Here is a 15,433-nt window from a genome sequence, read left to right as displayed (position 1 = left end):
AGCGGGCATGTCCGAGAAACGTTCCGACGAACCCGTGGCGGACGAACCCGTCCTGCTGGGCAAGGAGTCCGCGGCGCCGGCCGGCACCCGTACAGACGCGGACGCGGGCGAGGCGATCAGGATCGAAGGGCTGCACAAGTCCTTCGGCGAGCTGGAAGTGCTCAAGGGCATCGACCTGAACGTGCGGCGCGGCGAGGTCGTGTGCGTCATCGGCCCGTCCGGGTCCGGCAAGTCGACGCTCCTGCGCTGCGTGAACCTGCTGGAGGAGCCGACCTCCGGGAAGGTCACGGTCGCCGGGACCGAGGTGACGGACCCGGACGTGGACATCGACCGGGTGCGGCGCCGCATCGGCATGGTGTTCCAGGCGTTCAACCTGTTCCCGCACCTGACCGCACTGGAGAACCTCACGATCGCCCAACGGCGGGTGCTCGGCCGCGACCGGGAGAGCGCCGAGCGGACCGCCCGGCACAACCTCGAACGGGTCGGTCTGACCGACAAGGAGACGGCGTACCCGGCGAAGCTCTCCGGCGGCCAGCAGCAGCGCGTGGCGATCGCGCGTGCGCTGTCCATGGAGCCGGAGCTGATGCTCTTCGACGAGCCGACCTCGGCGCTCGACCCGGAGCTGGTGGGCGACGTGCTCGCGGTCATGCGCAGGCTCGCGAAGGAGGGCATGACGATGCTCGTCGTCACGCACGAGATGAGCTTCGCCCGTGAGGTCGCCGACCGGGTGGTGTTCATGGACGACGGGGCGATCGTGGAGGAGGGCACCCCGGCGCGCGTCGTCGGCGACCCGCAGCACGCGCGTACGCGGGAGTTCCTGGCCCGGGTGCTCGACCCGGCGGCGGCACCGCTCTCGGAGTAGCGCCGCGGGGTGCCGGGCTCGCCTCCGGCAGGAGCGGGAGGCGAGCCGAGCAGCGAACTGTCAGCCTCGGGCGGCCAGCAGGTGGTCCATCGCCAGCTGGTCGAGGCGTTCGAAGGCCATGCCCCGGCGGGCCGCCACGTCCGGGTCGAAGTCCTCGTACGCGCTCCGGTCCGCGAGCAGCGCCGCGGGCGTCTCGCCCGCTTCGAGGGTCGGCCGCGCCAGTTCGTCGAGCCGCGAGGAACGCAGCGCCTCCTGGACCTCCGGGTCGGCGCGGAAAGCCGCCGCCCGCTCCTTGAGGATCAGGTAGTTGCGCATGCATCCGGCGGCGGAGGCCCAGACGCCTTCGGCGTCCTCGGTGCGCGGCGGCTTGAAGTCGAAGTGGCGGGGGCCCTCGTAGCCCGCGGTCTCCAGCAGGTCGACGAGCCAGAACGCCTGCCGCAGGTCGCCGGCGCCGAAGCGGAGATCCTGGTCGTACTTGATGCCGTTCTGGCCGTTCAGGTCGATGTGGAACAGCTTGCCCGCCCACAGGGCCTGGGCGATGCCGTGCTGCACGCTGAGCCCGGCCATCTGCTCGTGGCCGACCTCGGGGTTCACGCCGTACAGCTCGGGGCGCTCCAGCCGTTCGATGAAGGCCAGGGCGTGGCCGACGGTGGGCAGGAGGATGTCGCCGCGCGGCTCGTTCGGCTTGGGCTCGACGGCGAAGCGGAGGTCGTAGCCCTGCTCGGTGACGTACGCGCCGAGCAGGTCGAACGCTTCCTTCATCCGGTCGAGGGCGGCGCGTACGTCCTTCGCCGCGCCGGACTCGGAGCCTTCGCGGCCGCCCCAGCAGACGTACGTACGGGCGCCGAGCTCGGCGGCCAGGTCGATGTTGCGGAGGGTCTTGCGGAGGGCGAAGCGGCGCACGTCGCGGTCGTTCGAGGTGAAGGCGCCGTCCTTGAACACGGGGTGCGCGAAGAGGTTCGTGGTGACCATCGGCACGGCCATGCCGGCGCCGTCGAGGGCCTGCCGGAAGCGCTTGACGTGCCGCTCGCGGTCCGTGTCGGAGGCGCCGAACGGGATCAGGTCGTCGTCGTGGAACGTCACTCCGTACGCGCCCAGCTCACCGAGCCGCCGTACGGACTCGACCGGGTCGAGCACGTCCCGGGTGGCGTCCCCGAAGGGGTCGCGCCCCTGCCAGCCCACCGTCCACAGGCCGAAGCTGAACTTGTCCTCGGGCACCGGTCGGTAACTCATTCGCCGTCCTCCATTCGTCATGGCACTTAACAAACTAGTATGCGGGCAACATCCACGAGAGGGAAGAGGGGCGTGAGGGCTGTGGCCGCACCCGAGGGACCGTTCGTCGTAGGTGTGGACAGCTCCACACAGTCCACCAAGGCCCTGGTCGTCGACGCCGCCACCGGGCAGGTCGTGGCACAGGGGCAGGCCCCGCACCGGGTGACGCCCGGCCCGGGGCACGAGTCCGACCCGGAGCAGTGGTGGGAAGCGCTGGGCGCCGCCCTCGCGCAGTGCGGCGGCGCGGCCCACCAGGCCTCCGCCGTCTCGGTCGGCGGCCAGCAGCACGGCCTCGTCACGCTGGACGCGGACGGGCGCCCCGTACGGCCGGCGCTGCTGTGGAACGACGTGCGCTCCGCACCGCAGAGGGACCGGCTGGTCGAGGAGCTGGGCGGGCCCGGCGAGTGGGCGGAGCGAATCGGCAGCGTGCCGCCGCCCGCGTTCACCGTCACGAAGTGGGCGTGGCTGCGCGAGCACGAGCCGGAGGCCGCCGCCGCGACCGCCGCCGTACGGCTGCCGCACGACTACCTCACCCAGCGGCTCACCGGCGAGGGCACCACCGACCGCGGCGACGCGTCGGGCACCGGATGGTGGTCGTCCCGTACGGAGTCGTACGACGAGGGCGTCCTGGAGCACGTCGGCCTCTCCCCCGCGCTGCTCCCCCGGGTGCTCGGGCACGGGGAGGCCGCGGGCACAGTACGGCCCGGCCTGCCGCTGCCCGCGGGCGCGCTCGTGGCGACCGGCACCGGCGACAACATGGCGGCGGCGCTGGGCCTCGGGCTGCGCCCCGGGCAGCCGGTGCTCAGCCTGGGCACGTCCGGCACGGTGTACGCCGTGTCGCCGCACCGCCCGGCGGACCCGAGCGGCACGGTGTCGGGATTCGCCGACGCGCGCACCGACTGGCTGCCGCTGGCCTGCACGCTCAACTGCACGCTGGCCGTCGACCGGATCGCCACCCTGCTGGGCCTGCACCGCGAGGCGGTCGATCCGGGCGGGACGGTGACGATGCTGCCGTTCCTGGACGGCGAACGCACGCCCCAACTGCCGTACGCCTCAGGGCTGCTGCACGGGCTGCGGCACGACAGCACGGGCGGGCAGGTGCTGCAGGCGGCGTACGACGGTGCGGTGTTCGCGCTGCTGCAGGCGCTGGACAAGGTGCTCGACGACGGACCGGGGGGCGGTTCCGGTGCCGGTTCCGGCGACCGTACGGACGCGGGCGGCGCCGGGGAACAGCCGCTGCTGCTGATCGGCGGCGGCGCGAAGGGCGCCGCGTGGCGGGACACGGTGCTGCGGCTGTCCGGCCGCCCCGTACGGGTGCCGCGCGCGCAGGAGCTGGTCGCGCTGGGCGCGGCGGCGCAGGCGGCGGCGCTGCTGCTGGGCGAGGACGCGGCGGCCGTCGCCAGGCGCTGGAACACGACGGAGGGGACGGCGTACGAGGCGGTGCCGCGCGACGACGCCGCCCTGGGCCGGCTGGAGGCCACCCTGACCGGTGCGGATACGCTCTTGCGCCGCCCCTAGAGTTCACAGCCCGACCACCGTCTGTTGACCGATTGACCACCGGCCCCACGGAGAGCCCACATGGCAGCCCCCGTCCCCAACTCGCAGCAGGAGATGCGGCGGCGCAACCTTGCGCGCGTCCTGCACGCCGTATCGGAGGGCGGACCCGCCTCGCGCGCCGCCGTCGCCGCCCGCATCGGACTGACGCGGGCGGCGGTCTCCACGCTCGTGGACGAACTGCTGCGCGCGGAACTGCTGGTGGAGCTGGGCCCGGGACGGCCCGGCGGCGTGGGCCGCCCGGGCAGCGCGCTGGCGCTCACGGACCGGGGGCCGTGCGGCGTCGGCGCGGAGATCGGCGTGGACCGGCTGGCGGTGTGCGCCGTGGACCTGCGCGGCGAGGTACGGGCCCGGGCGTCCGCGCCGTTCGGGAACCGCGGCGGCGACCCGGCCGCCGCCGCGGCGCGGCTCGGCGAACTGGTGGAGCGGGTGACCGCCGAAGTGGCCCCCGAAGGGCTGCGCCCCGCCGGGCTGGCGGTCGCCGTACCGGGCCTCATCGCGCGCGGCACGGCCACCGTCGTGCGCGCGCCCAACCTCGGCTGGCGCGGCGTCGACCTCGTGCCGCTGCTGCCCGCCGGGCTGCCGCTGACCGTCGACAACGAGGCCAACTTCGGCGCCTTGGCGGAGCTCTGGCTCGGCACGGCCGACGCGCCGCGCGACTTCATCCACGTCTCCGCCGAGATCGGCATCGGCGGCGCCGTCGTCCTCGACGGCGAACTGCTGCGCGGCGCGCGGGGCTTCGCGGGCGAGCTGGGCCACGTGCCGGTGCGTCCCGAGGGGCCCCGGTGCGCCTGCGGCGGACGGGGCTGCCTGGAGCAGTACGCGGGCGAGGAGGCCGTGCTGCGCGCGGCGGGCCTCCCGTACGGGGACGACACCGGCGCCCATGTCGCCCTGCTCGCCGACCGCGCCGCCGCAGGCGACACCGCCACCCGCCGCGCGCTGCGCGACGCGGGCACGGCGCTCGGCATCGCGCTGGCCGGCGCGGTGAACCTGCTCGACCCGCGCGCGGTGGTGCTGGGTGGCGCGCTGGCGCGTCTCGGCCCGTGGCTGCTGCCGTCGCTGGAACGGGAGCTGGCGGACCGTACGGCGGCACCGGACGCGATCCCGGAGCTGATCGTCTCGGCGGCGGGCGACAAGGGACCGCTGCTGGGCGCGGCGCACTCGGTGGTGCGCGCCGTACTGGACGATCCGCTGGCGTACGGGCCCGGCCAGGGCCCGGCCGGGCTCCGGTCCGCGGCCGCGCCGGTGTGACCCGTACGGTGCCGCCCGGGGCCCGTACGGGTGCGTGCGCGGACGCCTCTGTACGGGCTGCGTGCGGCTTCGACCGCGGCCGTGCCAGGGGCAGTTGACGGGCCGTCTTGGCAGCACAGGCCGTCTTGGCAGCGCACGGGGGCGCGTTCATCATCGAAGGGACGCGTCCGCGCGCTCCGCGGCGAGAGACGCCGAGCTCCCGGAGGGGCGTGCCCGTGCAGCGTCCCTCCGGGCCACCGGGACACCGGCCCGCGCGGTCAGCGCGGACCGGTGCCTCCGGACGGAGCGTCAGCCGCGGATGCGGTCGCGGATCCAGCTGCCGGCTTCCTTGAGGTTGCCGTCGTTGCCGAAGTCGCCGGACTCGCAGGTGCCCTGCGTGAAGACGGCGCCGGAGCGCTCGTCGTCCGAGTAGTTCCAGTTGGTCCAGGAGATGCCCTTCTCGGCCATCAGGTCGAGGTAGCGCTGCGACATCCCGAAGTCGTTCGCGCCCTCGCCGGCGGAGTTCTGCGTGCCGAACTCGGTGACGAACACGGGCAGGCTGTCGGCCGCGCGCGACAGGGTGTCCAGGTACTCGTCGTCGTGCGAGGCGGCGTAGAAGTGGAAGGTGTACATGATGTTCTCGGCGTCCACCGGGTTGTCCACGATCTCCTTCTCGTCGGCGCCGTCCGACACGCCGAGCGAGGACCAGGCGCGGGTGCCGACGAGCGCGACGCCGTCCGGGTCGCGCTCCCGGATCACCGGAATGACCTCCTCGGCATAGGACTTGATGTCCGCCCAGCTGACGCCGTTGGGCTCGTTGGCGATCTCGTAGAACACGTTCGGCTGGTCCGCGTAGCGGGACGCCATGTCGGTGAAGAACCGCTTGGCGAGGTCCGTGTTGGCGTTCGGGTCGCCCGGGGTCAGCTGGTGCCAGTCGATGACGGCGTACATGCCGCGCTCGACCGCCTTGTCGACGATCTCCTGGGCGAGCTTGGTGAAGCCCTCGGGGTCCGACTCGTAGCCGCCCTCCTGGACGTACGTGGAGACGCGCAGGACGTCCGCGCTCCAGTCGTCGGCGAGGACGTCGAGCGAGCCGTCGGTGACGCAGTTCGCGTACCACTGCGTGCCGTGCGTGCTCATGCCCCTGAGCTGTACGGCCTTGCCGTCCTCGTTGCACAGCCGCTCGCCGCAGACCTCGAGCCGGCCGTTCTCGGCCACGGCCGATCCGGCCGGTGCCGCGGCACGCGCGCCCGCTCCGTCCGTACCGCCCGTGCCGCCCGGCTCCGGGCCGGCGCTGGCCTGGAACCGGCCCTGCAGGGTGAGGATGAGCGCGAGCGTGAGGGCTGCCGCGAGGGCCAGCCACGGCAGTCTCCGTCGGTGGAGTACGCGGTGCTGCATCGGTGGTGCCTCCTTTGTGGGGGAATCCGTGGGGGGAAGGGGAGCTCGAAGTGGAGGGACACGAGGGCCCGTTGGTGCGGTGGGGGTGGCGTGAAAGCTAGGGAGGTTTCACCGCCCCGTCAAGAGTGATAGGAAAGTTTCCTTACTTTCCTTGCCGAGGCACCTGCGCCCGTCCCGGCCAGCCCGCCCGTGACCGGCGCGCGCCACTCCCCCGCCGCCGCCCCGCAACCGGCGCGCAAGCCCCGGGTGAGATGCTGGCCCCGACATGGGCAGCCGCCCGGCCGCCCGAACTCCCGAGAGCGAAGGAGCACGGGTGACCCCGCTCTTCCCCGCCGTCCGCGAGGCCGCGCCACACACGGCTCTCCGCTTCGGCGAGCGCACGCTGACGTACGCCGGACTGGCCGGTGCGGCGGCCCCGTTGGCGGCGCGCATCCGTACGGCGGGCCGCGTCGCCGTCTGGGCGACGCCCAGCCTGGAGACCGCCGTCGGGGTCGTCGCGGCGCTGCTGGCGGGCGTGCCCGCCGTCCCCGTCAACCCCCGTACGGGCGGCCGGGAACTCGCGCACATCGTGGCCGACAGCGCACCGGCCACCGTTCTCGCCGCTCCCGGCGCGGAGCTGCCCGCCGAGCTGGCGGAGGTGCCCCGTACGGACGTCGACGTGACGCCGGACGCCGCCCCGGACGCACCCGGAACCGGGCCGCACAGCGTGGAACTGCCGCCCGAGCCGGGCGAGGAGACCACCGCACTGATCATCTACACCTCCGGTACCACGGGCCCGCCCAAGGGCGTCGTCCTCCCGCGCCGCGCGCTCGCGCACACGCTGGACGGCCTCGCCGACGCCTGGCAGTGGACGGACCGCGACGTCCTCGTGCACGCGCTGCCGCTGTTCCACGTACACGGGCTCGTGCTCGGCGTGCTGGGCCCGCTGCGCCGAGGCGGCTCCGTACGGCACCTCGGCCGGTTCGGCACGGAGGCCGTCGCGGCCGAACTGGCCGACGGCGGCACGATGTTCTTCGGAGTGCCGACGATGTACCACCGCATGGCGGAGGCCGTCGGCGACGACCCCGCCCTCGGCTCCGCCCTCTCCGGCGCCCGGCTGCTCGTGTCGGGTTCGGCGGCGCTGCCGGTGAGCGACCACCAGCGGCTCACGAAGGCCACCGGACAGCGCGTCATCGAGCGCTACGGCATGACCGAGACGCTGATGAACACCAGCGTGCGCGTGGACGGCGACAGCGCCACCGGCAGCGTCGGCGTACCGCTGCCCGGCGTCGGGCTCCGGCTGGTCGACGAGTCCGGCGAACCGGCCGTTCCGGCAGACGGCGAGAGCGTGGGCGAGATCCAGGTGCGCGGCGCGAACCTGTTCACCGAGTACCTCAACCGGCCGGACGCGACACAGGAGGCGTTCGCGGACGGCGGCTGGTTCCGTACGGGCGACATGGCGGCCCGGGACCCGGACGGCTCCGTGCGCATCGTCGGACGCAAGGCCACCGACCTCATCAAGAGCGGTGGTTACAAGATCGGCGCCGGTGAGATCGAGAACGTCCTGCTGGAGCACCCGCAGGTGGCCGAGGTGGCGGTCACCGGCGAGCCCGACCCTGACCTCGGCGAACGCGTCGTCGCCTGGATCGTGCCCGCCGACGCCCTGAGCCCGCCCGACGCGCAGGCGCTGGCCGACCACGTGGCGACCCAGCTCGCGCCGCACAAGCGGCCGCGGGCGGTACGGTTCCGCGACGGGCTGCCGCGCAACGACATGGGCAAGGTGCTGAAGCGGGCCCTGCATGCCTGAGCGCGCGCCGGCCCGTACGGTGCTCGCCGCGCTCACCGACGACTTCACGGAGCTGCCGGACCCCGCGGCGGGCGGGTCCGGGGCGGAAGGGCCCGCGCAGGGCGGCGCACCGGACGCCGGTGACGGGCCCCTGGGCTGGGAGGGCTACGGCGCCGCGCGTGCCCGCGCGTCCGCGCGTACCGGCGAGTCCGAGTCGGTGGTGTGCGGCACGGCGCGGGTCGGCGGCACCGAAGCGGTACTGCTGGCCTTCGAGTTCGGCTTCCTCGGCGGCTCGCTCGGCGAACGCACCGGCGACCGCGTCGAGGCCGCGCATACGGTCGCCCGCGCGCGCCGGCTGCCCGTGGTCTCCCTGATCGCGACCGGCGGCAGCCGCATGCAGGAGGGCATGCGGGCGCTCACCCAACTCCAGCGGGTGGCCCGCCAGTCCGCGCTGACGCGTGCCGCGGGGAAGCCGCAGACGGCGGTGCTGCGCGACCCGGCGACCGGCGGGGGCTGGGCCACGCTCGGCGCGGGCGCCGACGTCGTACTGGCGCTGCCGGAGGCCCAGGTGGGCTTCGCGGGCTCCCGGGTCCGGCCGCCCGGCGCCGACCCGTACGCGTACACCGCGGAGAGCCAGCTGGCGACCGGCCACATCGACCGAATCGTGCCGTACGGGCAGCTGCGCGGCGCGCTCGGGCGCTGGCTCGCGCTGCTCACCGGCGGCACAGCCGGGGCGGGTACAGGCGGCGGCACGGGCACAGGCGGCACGAACACCGGCGCAGGCGCCGTTCCCGCCGCCGAGCCGCCGCGCGCGCTGGGCGACGCGGGCCTGCCCGCGTCGGGCTGGGACGCCGTGACGCGGGCCCGGGCGCCGCACCGGCCGCGCGCCGACGCGTACCTCGACGCGCACTGCGTGCTCCGCGAGGAGCTCAGCGGTGACCGCTGCGGCGGCACGGACGACGGCATGCGGTGCGGTTTCGGACAGCTTCCGGACGGCACGTCCGTCGCGTACGCCGCCCAATGCGGCACGCCCACCCGGCCGGCCGGGTTCCGTACGGCCGCGCGCCTGATCCGGCTCGCCGGGCGGCTGGGCATCCCGGTGCTCACCCTCGTCGACACACCGGGCGCCGCGAACGGCGCGGAGGCCGAACGGGCGGGCGCCGGGGCCGCCATCGCGGAGTGCTTCGACGCGGTGGCGACCGCGTCCGTGCCGGTCACCACGCTCGTCATCGGCGAGGGCGGCTCCGGGGGCGCGCTGGCGCTGGCCGCGCCGGGCAACACCTGGGTCACGCCGGACAGTTACTTCTCGGTGATCGCGCCCGAGCTCGCCGCCGCCATCCTCAAGCGCGGCCCGGAGGACGCCCGTACGACGGCCGGCCAGCTCCGGCTGCGCCCGCAGGACCTGGTGGAACTCGGGGTGGCGCGCGGGATCATGCCGCGCTGACGCGTACGCCCCCGGTGCGGGCGCCCTCGCCCGGGCCCGTGAGGGCGAGTTGGGCGGCGAGCCGCCGGTAGGAGTCGAGGCGGTCCGCCGGGTCGTGGGTGTTCAGGGTCAGCAGGACCTCGTCCGCGCCCGTTTCCCGTACGAAACGGGCGAGCTCCCCGGCCACCTCGCCGGCGGTGCCGTACACCTGCGAGGCACGGGCCTCGTCGTAGTACGTGCGCTCCCGTCCGGTCATCTCCCGTGCGAGCACGTCGGCGGCGGGTGCCAGCGGCGTGAAGACGCCGCGGGTGCGGGACACGGCCGTCGACCACGCCTCGGGGATCTGGAGCAGTTCCGCGCGGGCGCGGGTCGCGGCGGCCGCGGCGCTGACGGAGACGATGACGTACGGGCGGCGCCCGGCGTCGTACGCCGCGGGCCCTTCCGGGGCGCGGAACGCGGCGCGGTAGCGGTCGATCGCCGCGCGCAGCCGCCCGGTGTCCCGTCCGGGCCCGCCGATCACCAGTGGCAGTCCGTGCGCGGCGGCGATGTCCGCGCCGGCGCCGGTGGCCAGCACGAAGGCGGGCACCCGCAGGCCGTCGGCGGGGAGCGCGGTCACCCGGCCGCCGCCCTCGAAGTACCCGAGCAGCTCGGTGAGTTGCCCGCTGAAGCCGTCGGCCGCGTCCTTGCCGGCGCCCAGCGCGCGGCGTACGCCGCCGGTGAAGCCGACGGAGCGGCCCAGGCCCATGTCGACGCGCCCGGGGAACAGCGACTCCAGCACGCCGAACTGCTCGGCGACGACCAGCGGCGGGTGGTTGGGCAGCATCACGCCGCCCGTGCCGACCCTGATCCGCGAGGTGGCGGAGGCCACCGCGGCGGCGAGCACGGTGGGCGCGGATCCGGCGACGCCGGGCACGCCGTGGTGCTCGGAGACCCAGAACCGGTGGTAGCCCAGCTCCTCCGCCTGCTGCGCGAACCGTACGGTCTCGCGCAGCACCGTGTCCGGCCGGTCGCCCTCGCGGACGAGGGAGCGGTCCAGGATGGAGTAGCGGGTCGGCTGCGGGTGCTGGGCCTGGTCGTTCATGTCTCCTTCAACACGCCCGCGCGCACAGGATTCCCGTACGCCCCCCGCGGGCCCCGTACGCCCTAGGGGCCGGTCTCCAGCAGGCCCGCGTCGTGGGCCAGCAGCGCGATCTGGACCCGGTTGTTCAGGCCGAGCTTGGCGAGGATGCGGGACACGTGCGTCTTGACCGTCGGCACGCTCATGTGCAGCGCGCCCGCGATCTCCGCGTTCGACTCTCCGCGCCCCACCCCGAGCGCAACTTCGCGCTCCCGCTCCCCGAGCGAGCCGAGCACGGCGGCGGCACGGGCGCGCCGGGCGTCCAGGTCCGACCCGGCGACGTGCCGGATGAGCTGCCGGGTGACGGTCGGCGACAGCGCCGGATCGCCCGCCGCCACCTTCCGTACGGCGGCCACGATTTCGGCGGGCGGCGTGTCTTTCAGCAGGAAGCCCGCCGCTCCGGCGCGGAGTGCGCGCAGCACGTGCTCGTCCGCGTCGAAGGTGGTGAGGACGATGATCTCCGGCGAGCCGGACCGCGCGCGCAGCGTCTCGGTGGCGGTGAGCCCGTCCACCGTCGGCATGCGGATGTCCATCAGCACCACGTCCGGTGCGAGCTCGTCCACGAGGGGCAGCACCTCGGAGCCGTCGGCGGCCTCCCCCGCGGTCTCGATGTCGGGAAGGCCGCCGAGCATGAGCTTCAGCCCGGCGCGTACGAGGGGGTCGTCGTCGACGAGGAGGACGCGGATGGTCATGCCCGCCACGGTAGCCAGGCCCGGAGCCTGAAGTCAGCGCCGGTACGGCCGTGTTCCAGCTCGCCGCCGACCAGCCGGGTCCGTTCGGCCAGGCCGATGAGCCCCTGCCCGCCGCCCGGGACGGCGGCGCCGTCGTCCGGGACGGCGGGCGGCGCGGACGCCGCAACGTTGCGCACCTCAACGGTGAGGCCGTCATCGGGGGCGCCGCTCACCGTCAGGGTCACCTCGGCGTCCGGTGCGTGCTTGCGCGCGTTCGTCAGCCCTTCCTGCGCGATGCGGTACGCCGTACGGCCGGTGAGCGCCGGGGCGTCCTCCGGGCGCGCGACGCGCTGGTGCAGCGTGACGCGGGCGCCCGCCGCACGGGACTCGTCCGCGAGGCGTTCCAGGTCGGCGAGCACCGGCTGGGGCCGGCCGCCGTCGCTGTCGCCGCGGAGCACGCCGATGATCTCCCGCATGTCCTCCAGCGCCTGGTGCGCGCTGTCGCGGATCACCCCGGCGGCGCGGCGCACCTCCGCCTCGGGGGCGCCCGGGTTGAACTCCAGCGCCCCCGCGTGCACGCTCAGCAGCGACAGCCGGTGGGCGAGCACGTCGTGCATCTCGCGTGCGATGTCCTCCCGCGCCTGCCGCCGCGCCTCCTCCCCGGCGCGTTCGGCGCGCTCGCGGAGCGACCGCACGAGCTCGCGGCGGGAGCGCACGTACAGGCCCCAGCCGATGGTCGCGGCCACCAGCGCGAAGTAGGTGATGGCGGAGGCGGTCGCGGGCCGGTCCAGCTCGGGGCCCTGCGCGAGGAACACCGGGAACGGGGCGAACGCGAGCACGGCGACCCATGCCGTCGTACGCGGCGGGCGGCACGTGGCCACGGTGAACAGCGCGACCAGGACCGCCCCGGTCACGAAGTGCGACATCGTCCCCGCCACCAGCAGCACGACGGTGAGCTGCACGGGCCACCGCCGCCGCAGGAACAGCGCGGCGCACGCCAGCGCGCCCGTCAGCTGGTCGACGAACAGCACGGCGGGCGACAGGCCCTCCGGGACCACCGAGTCGAACGTGAGGACGGAGAAGCCCGCCGCGCACAGGAACAGGCTGATGTCGGCGAGCCAGTCGCGGGGTGTACGGCGCACACCGACGAATCTACGTTCCGCCGGGAGCGCTCCGGGACCGCCGCGGGGCGCGGAGCGCAGGCTTGTACTTCGGAACGACAGAGCGGGGCGCTCTCCGCGACTTTGGTCGCACCGTACGGTGCCGTCGGCCGATACCGGCCCCGCCCGGCGGCTTCTAGCCTCGCGGCATGAAGAGTCTCCTCGGCGCCCTCTGCTTCGTCCTGGTCAGCCAGGGCGTCGGCGGCCTGCTGCACACGTTCACCGACGGCTCGTTCGACCTGTGGGCGCTGACCCACCGGATCGGCTTTCTGGACGGCTACGAGGTCTACGCGAGCACCGTGCTGCTCGTCCTCGGGGTGGCGGTGGGCGCCGCCGCCGAGAAGCTCCCCAAGGACGCGTGACAGGTCCGGTCCGGCGCCGGCGCGACGGCCGGACGGACGGTGCGGGACACCCGTACGGCGCCCCGTACGGCACCCCGCACAGCGCCCCGCACGGCGGTCCAACTGCGGGCGGACAGGCGGTTTCCCGCAGGTAACCCCTTGACCGGGGGATTGGTCTATGCCAACTCTGTTCTCCCACACCCCCCACGCATGGACGTTCTCAAAGGTCTCTTGGTCAGACCTCTCGAAGGGGTGCCCGCATGCTCACTCGGACCAGTCCGCGGCTCTACGCGCGAAGCGCCGCGTCCGCCCGGCGCGCTCTCGCGTTCGCCATGGCGGCTGTGCTGCTCGTCGGGGGGTGCGGAGCGCTGTCCGACTCGGGCGGTGACGGGACGACGACCGTCGACGTGTGGCTGATGAAGGGCAGTCTCACCGACGAGTTCACGAAGGACTTCGTGAACGATTACGAGTCCCGCAACCCCGGCGTGGAGGCGAGCGTCACCGTGCACGAGTGGCCGGGGATCAACAAGAAGGTGCACAAGGCGCTCCGGTCCGGCGACGGCCCGGACGTCATCGAGGTGGGCAACACGCAGGTCGCCGAGTACGTGGAGGCGGGCGGCGTACGGAACTTCACCACCGAGGTGGTCGACCTCGGCGGCGACGACTGGATCGACGGGCTCGCCGCGTCCGGCCAGGTCGACGGCTACCAGTTCGGCGTGCCCTTCTACGCCGCCAACCGCGTCGTGATCTACCGCAAGGACCTCTTCAGGCAGGCCGGGATCGAGTCGCCGCCCAGGACCCGCGAGCAGTGGCTGTCCGCCACCGAACTCCTCGACGGGCCGCCGGGTCAGCAGGGCATCTATCTGCCCGGCCAGAACTGGTACGTGCTCGCCGGCTTCATCTGGGACGAGGGCGGCGACCTCGCCGTCGAACGCAGCGGCCGCTGGGCCGGCGAGGTGGACTCGCCGGAGGCGCTGCGCGGCATGGACTTCTACTCCCGCCTCCAGTCGTACGGCGAGGCCCGCCCCGACGCCGACGAGGCCGATCCGGACGAGCTGCAGGTCTTTGCGAAGGGCGAGATCGCACAGCTGATCGCCGTGCCCGGCTCGGCGAAGCTGATCACCGACACCAACCCCGAACTCGCGGGCAAGCTCGGTTTCTTCCCGGTCCCCGGCAAGAAGGCCGGCACGCCGGGCGCCGTCTTCACCGGCGGCTCCGTGCTGATCATGCCGGAGAAGAGCGACGCGCAGGAGGAGGGCTACGAGTTCATCAAGCAGCTCGCCTCGGACGACTGGCAGCAGCGCATGGCGAGGACGATGAGCTTCGTGCCCAACAAGTCCACGCTGACCGGCGCGCTCGAGAGCGAGCCAGGTGCCGCCGCGATGGCGAAGGCCGCGGAGAACGGCCGCGCGACCCCGGCGTCACCGCACTGGGGCGACCTGGAGGCGCGGAACCCGCTGAAGGAGTACCAGACGGCCGTCCTGCGCGGCGCGGACGCGCGCAAGGCCGCCCGTACGGCCTCGGAGAAGATCACGCGGCTGCTCAGCGGCGGCCCGTAGGCCCCGGCCCGGCTGAGGCGGGTCCCGGCACCGGCTGGGCCTCGCTCAGCCGGCCGCGGCGTCCCCCGCGCCCAGCCCCGCGCCGTCGAGCCAGCGCAGCTGCTCCTCCGGCTGCGAGCCGCGGCCGCCGCCGTGGTCGCCGAACTCCCATACGGTGATGTCCTTCCGCTCCGCCGCGTAGCGGTTGTACGCGGCGAACACCGTGGAGGGCGGGCAGCTGGGGTCCATCAGGCCGACGCTGAACAGCGCGGGCGCCGCCGCCCGCGGTGCGAAGTGGACGCCGTCGAAGTAGCCGAGGGTGCGGAACACCTGCTCCGGGTCGGTCCGGTGGTGCACGCCCAGATAGTGCACGATCTCCGGGTACGGCCCCCTGGTGGCCATCTCCGCACCGCGCCGCATGTGGCTCAGGAACGGCACGTCCACCAGCGCCGCCGCCACCGCGTCCCCGGCGAGCCCGGCCACCGCGAGGGCCAGTCCGCCGCCCTGGCTGGCGCCCTGCACGACGATCCGCTCCGGGTCGACGGCCGGGTGCGCGCGGAGCGCGTCCAGCGCGCGTACGCAGTCCGCCATCAGCCGCCGGTAGTAGTGGTGCCGCGGGTCGCCGATGCCCCGGGTCATGAACCCGCCGACGTACTGCGGGCTGGGCACGGGGTCGGGGTCGGGCGTGTCGTGGCCCTGGCCGCGGCTGTCGACGATCAGGTGGGCGTAACCGGCCGCGCTCCACAGCAGGTTCTCCGTGTGCAGTCCGCGTCCGCCGCTGTAGCCGATGTACGTGATGACCGCGGGCAGCGGCTCCGTCGCCCTGCGCGGCAGCAGCAGCCACGCCGCCACCGGCTGGCCGCCCCAGCCCGGGAAGCGCACGTCGTACGCGTCCACCGTGCGCAGCGGCGAACCGGCCACCGTACGGTACTCGGCGGGCGCGGCGGACTCCCCCGCCGTACGGGCCTCGGCGAGCGTCTTCGCCCAGAAGTCGTCGAAGTCCTCCGGTGCGGCCAGGTCCGGGCGGTAGGTGCGCAGTTCTTCGAGCGGCAGGTCGAGGAGCGGCATGTGTTCCCTTTCGGTCCGGGCTCACGGTGGTACC

13 protein-coding genes are annotated in these 15,433 nt (G+C 74.3%); 7 read left to right on the top strand and 6 right to left on the bottom strand.

What is annotated here, in order from left to right; genetic code table 11:
• Positions 1–7: 7 nt before the first annotated feature.
• Positions 8–862: an amino acid ABC transporter ATP-binding protein gene (locus DVA86_RS04030; RefSeq protein ID WP_208875842.1), complete on the top strand. Its 855-nt coding sequence runs from the start codon at positions 8–10 to the stop codon at positions 860–862.
• 60 nt (positions 863–922) lie between these two features.
• On the opposite strand, the gene xylA is transcribed toward DVA86_RS04030, so the two are convergent.
• On the bottom strand, positions 923–2,095 hold the full coding sequence (xylA, locus tag DVA86_RS04025; protein WP_208875834.1) for a xylose isomerase: 1,173 nt from the start codon (positions 2,093–2,095) through the stop codon (positions 923–925).
• Positions 2,096–2,176: 81 nt separating this feature from the next.
• Between xylA and xylB the strand changes: the two genes are divergently transcribed.
• Positions 2,177–3,652, top strand: coding sequence for a xylulokinase (gene xylB / locus DVA86_RS04020; protein WP_208884369.1), 1,476 nt, complete (start codon positions 2,177–2,179; stop codon positions 3,650–3,652).
• Positions 3,653–3,712: 60 nt separating this feature from the next.
• Positions 3,713–4,939, top strand: a complete 1,227-nt coding sequence (locus DVA86_RS04015) for an ROK family transcriptional regulator (protein WP_208875832.1) — start codon at positions 3,713–3,715, stop codon at positions 4,937–4,939.
• Positions 4,940–5,227: 288 nt separating this feature from the next.
• Here the strand turns inward: DVA86_RS04015 and DVA86_RS04010 are convergent, their stop codons facing one another.
• Entirely contained in the window at positions 5,228–6,316 is a 1,089-nt protein-coding gene (locus DVA86_RS04010) for a glycoside hydrolase family 5 protein (protein WP_208875831.1), read from the bottom strand.
• A 313-nt stretch (positions 6,317–6,629) separates the two neighbouring features.
• On the opposite strand from DVA86_RS04010, the gene DVA86_RS04005 reads away from it, so the two are divergent.
• The gene (locus tag DVA86_RS04005; protein WP_245996335.1) at positions 6,630–8,102 is read left to right on the top strand and encodes an acyl-CoA synthetase; all 1,473 of its coding nucleotides are present in this window, start codon (positions 6,630–6,632) and stop codon (positions 8,100–8,102) included.
• The gene (locus tag DVA86_RS04000; protein WP_208875826.1) at positions 8,095–9,525 is read left to right on the top strand and encodes a carboxyl transferase domain-containing protein; all 1,431 of its coding nucleotides are present in this window, start codon (positions 8,095–8,097) and stop codon (positions 9,523–9,525) included. Before DVA86_RS04005 ends, DVA86_RS04000 begins: the two co-directional genes overlap by 8 nt.
• Here the strand turns inward: DVA86_RS04000 and DVA86_RS03995 are convergent.
• From DVA86_RS03995 to DVA86_RS03985, 3 genes are all read right to left on the bottom strand, one after another.
• Positions 9,512–10,585: an MsnO8 family LLM class oxidoreductase gene (locus DVA86_RS03995; RefSeq protein WP_208875825.1), complete on the bottom strand. Its 1,074-nt coding sequence runs from the start codon at positions 10,583–10,585 to the stop codon at positions 9,512–9,514. The genes DVA86_RS04000 and DVA86_RS03995 overlap by 14 nt on opposite strands.
• 62 nt (positions 10,586–10,647) lie before the next feature.
• On the bottom strand, positions 10,648–11,313 hold the full coding sequence (locus DVA86_RS03990; RefSeq protein ID WP_208875824.1) for a response regulator transcription factor: 666 nt from the start codon (positions 11,311–11,313) through the stop codon (positions 10,648–10,650).
• On the bottom strand, positions 11,310–12,434 hold the full coding sequence (locus tag DVA86_RS03985) for a sensor histidine kinase (RefSeq protein ID WP_208875823.1): 1,125 nt from the start codon (positions 12,432–12,434) through the stop codon (positions 11,310–11,312). The genes DVA86_RS03990 and DVA86_RS03985 overlap by 4 nt, the downstream gene beginning before the upstream one ends.
• A 167-nt stretch (positions 12,435–12,601) precedes the next feature.
• Here DVA86_RS03985 and DVA86_RS03980 point away from each other — a divergent pair, with 167 nt between their 5' ends.
• Both DVA86_RS03980 and DVA86_RS03975 read left to right on the top strand, forming a co-directional pair.
• Positions 12,602–12,814 carry a hypothetical protein gene (locus tag DVA86_RS03980; protein ID WP_208875822.1) on the top strand — a complete coding sequence of 71 codons (213 nt, stop codon included), beginning with the start codon at positions 12,602–12,604 and terminating at the stop codon, positions 12,812–12,814.
• Between the two features lie 239 nt (positions 12,815–13,053).
• Complete coding sequence (locus DVA86_RS03975) at positions 13,054–14,352, top strand: extracellular solute-binding protein (RefSeq protein ID WP_208875821.1); 1,299 nt, start codon at positions 13,054–13,056, stop codon at positions 14,350–14,352.
• A 45-nt stretch (positions 14,353–14,397) separates the two neighbouring features.
• Here the strand turns inward: DVA86_RS03975 and DVA86_RS03970 are convergent, their stop codons facing one another.
• Positions 14,398–15,399 (bottom strand): acetylxylan esterase, encoded by a 1,002-nt coding sequence (locus tag DVA86_RS03970; protein ID WP_208875820.1) that lies wholly within the window; start codon positions 15,397–15,399, stop codon positions 14,398–14,400.
• Between the last annotated feature and the right edge of the window lie 34 nt (positions 15,400–15,433).

The sequence above is a fragment of the Streptomyces armeniacus genome, from assembly GCF_003355155.1.
Classification (GTDB): domain Bacteria; phylum Actinomycetota; class Actinomycetes; order Streptomycetales; family Streptomycetaceae; genus Streptomyces; species Streptomyces armeniacus.
This window is presented reverse-complemented; position numbering and strand designations above follow the sequence as displayed.

Coding starts and splice junctions, on each gene's coding strand:
- xylA (WP_208875834.1), bottom strand. CDS start 2,095: ATGAGTTACCGACCGGTGCCCGAGGACAAGTTCAGCTTCGGCCTGTGG.
- DVA86_RS04000 (WP_208875826.1), top strand. CDS start 8,095: ATGCCTGAGCGCGCGCCGGCCCGTACGGTGCTCGCCGCGCTCACCGAC.
- DVA86_RS03975 (WP_208875821.1), top strand. CDS start 13,054: ATGCTCACTCGGACCAGTCCGCGGCTCTACGCGCGAAGCGCCGCGTCC.
- DVA86_RS04030 (WP_208875842.1), top strand. CDS start 8: ATGTCCGAGAAACGTTCCGACGAACCCGTGGCGGACGAACCCGTCCTG.
- DVA86_RS04015 (WP_208875832.1), top strand. CDS start 3,713: ATGGCAGCCCCCGTCCCCAACTCGCAGCAGGAGATGCGGCGGCGCAAC.
- DVA86_RS03995 (WP_208875825.1), bottom strand. CDS start 10,585: ATGAACGACCAGGCCCAGCACCCGCAGCCGACCCGCTACTCCATCCTG.
- DVA86_RS04010 (WP_208875831.1), bottom strand. CDS start 6,316: ATGCAGCACCGCGTACTCCACCGACGGAGACTGCCGTGGCTGGCCCTC.
- DVA86_RS03980 (WP_208875822.1), top strand. CDS start 12,602: ATGAAGAGTCTCCTCGGCGCCCTCTGCTTCGTCCTGGTCAGCCAGGGC.
- DVA86_RS03970 (WP_208875820.1), bottom strand. CDS start 15,399: ATGCCGCTCCTCGACCTGCCGCTCGAAGAACTGCGCACCTACCGCCCG.
- DVA86_RS03990 (WP_208875824.1), bottom strand. CDS start 11,313: ATGACCATCCGCGTCCTCCTCGTCGACGACGACCCCCTCGTACGCGCC.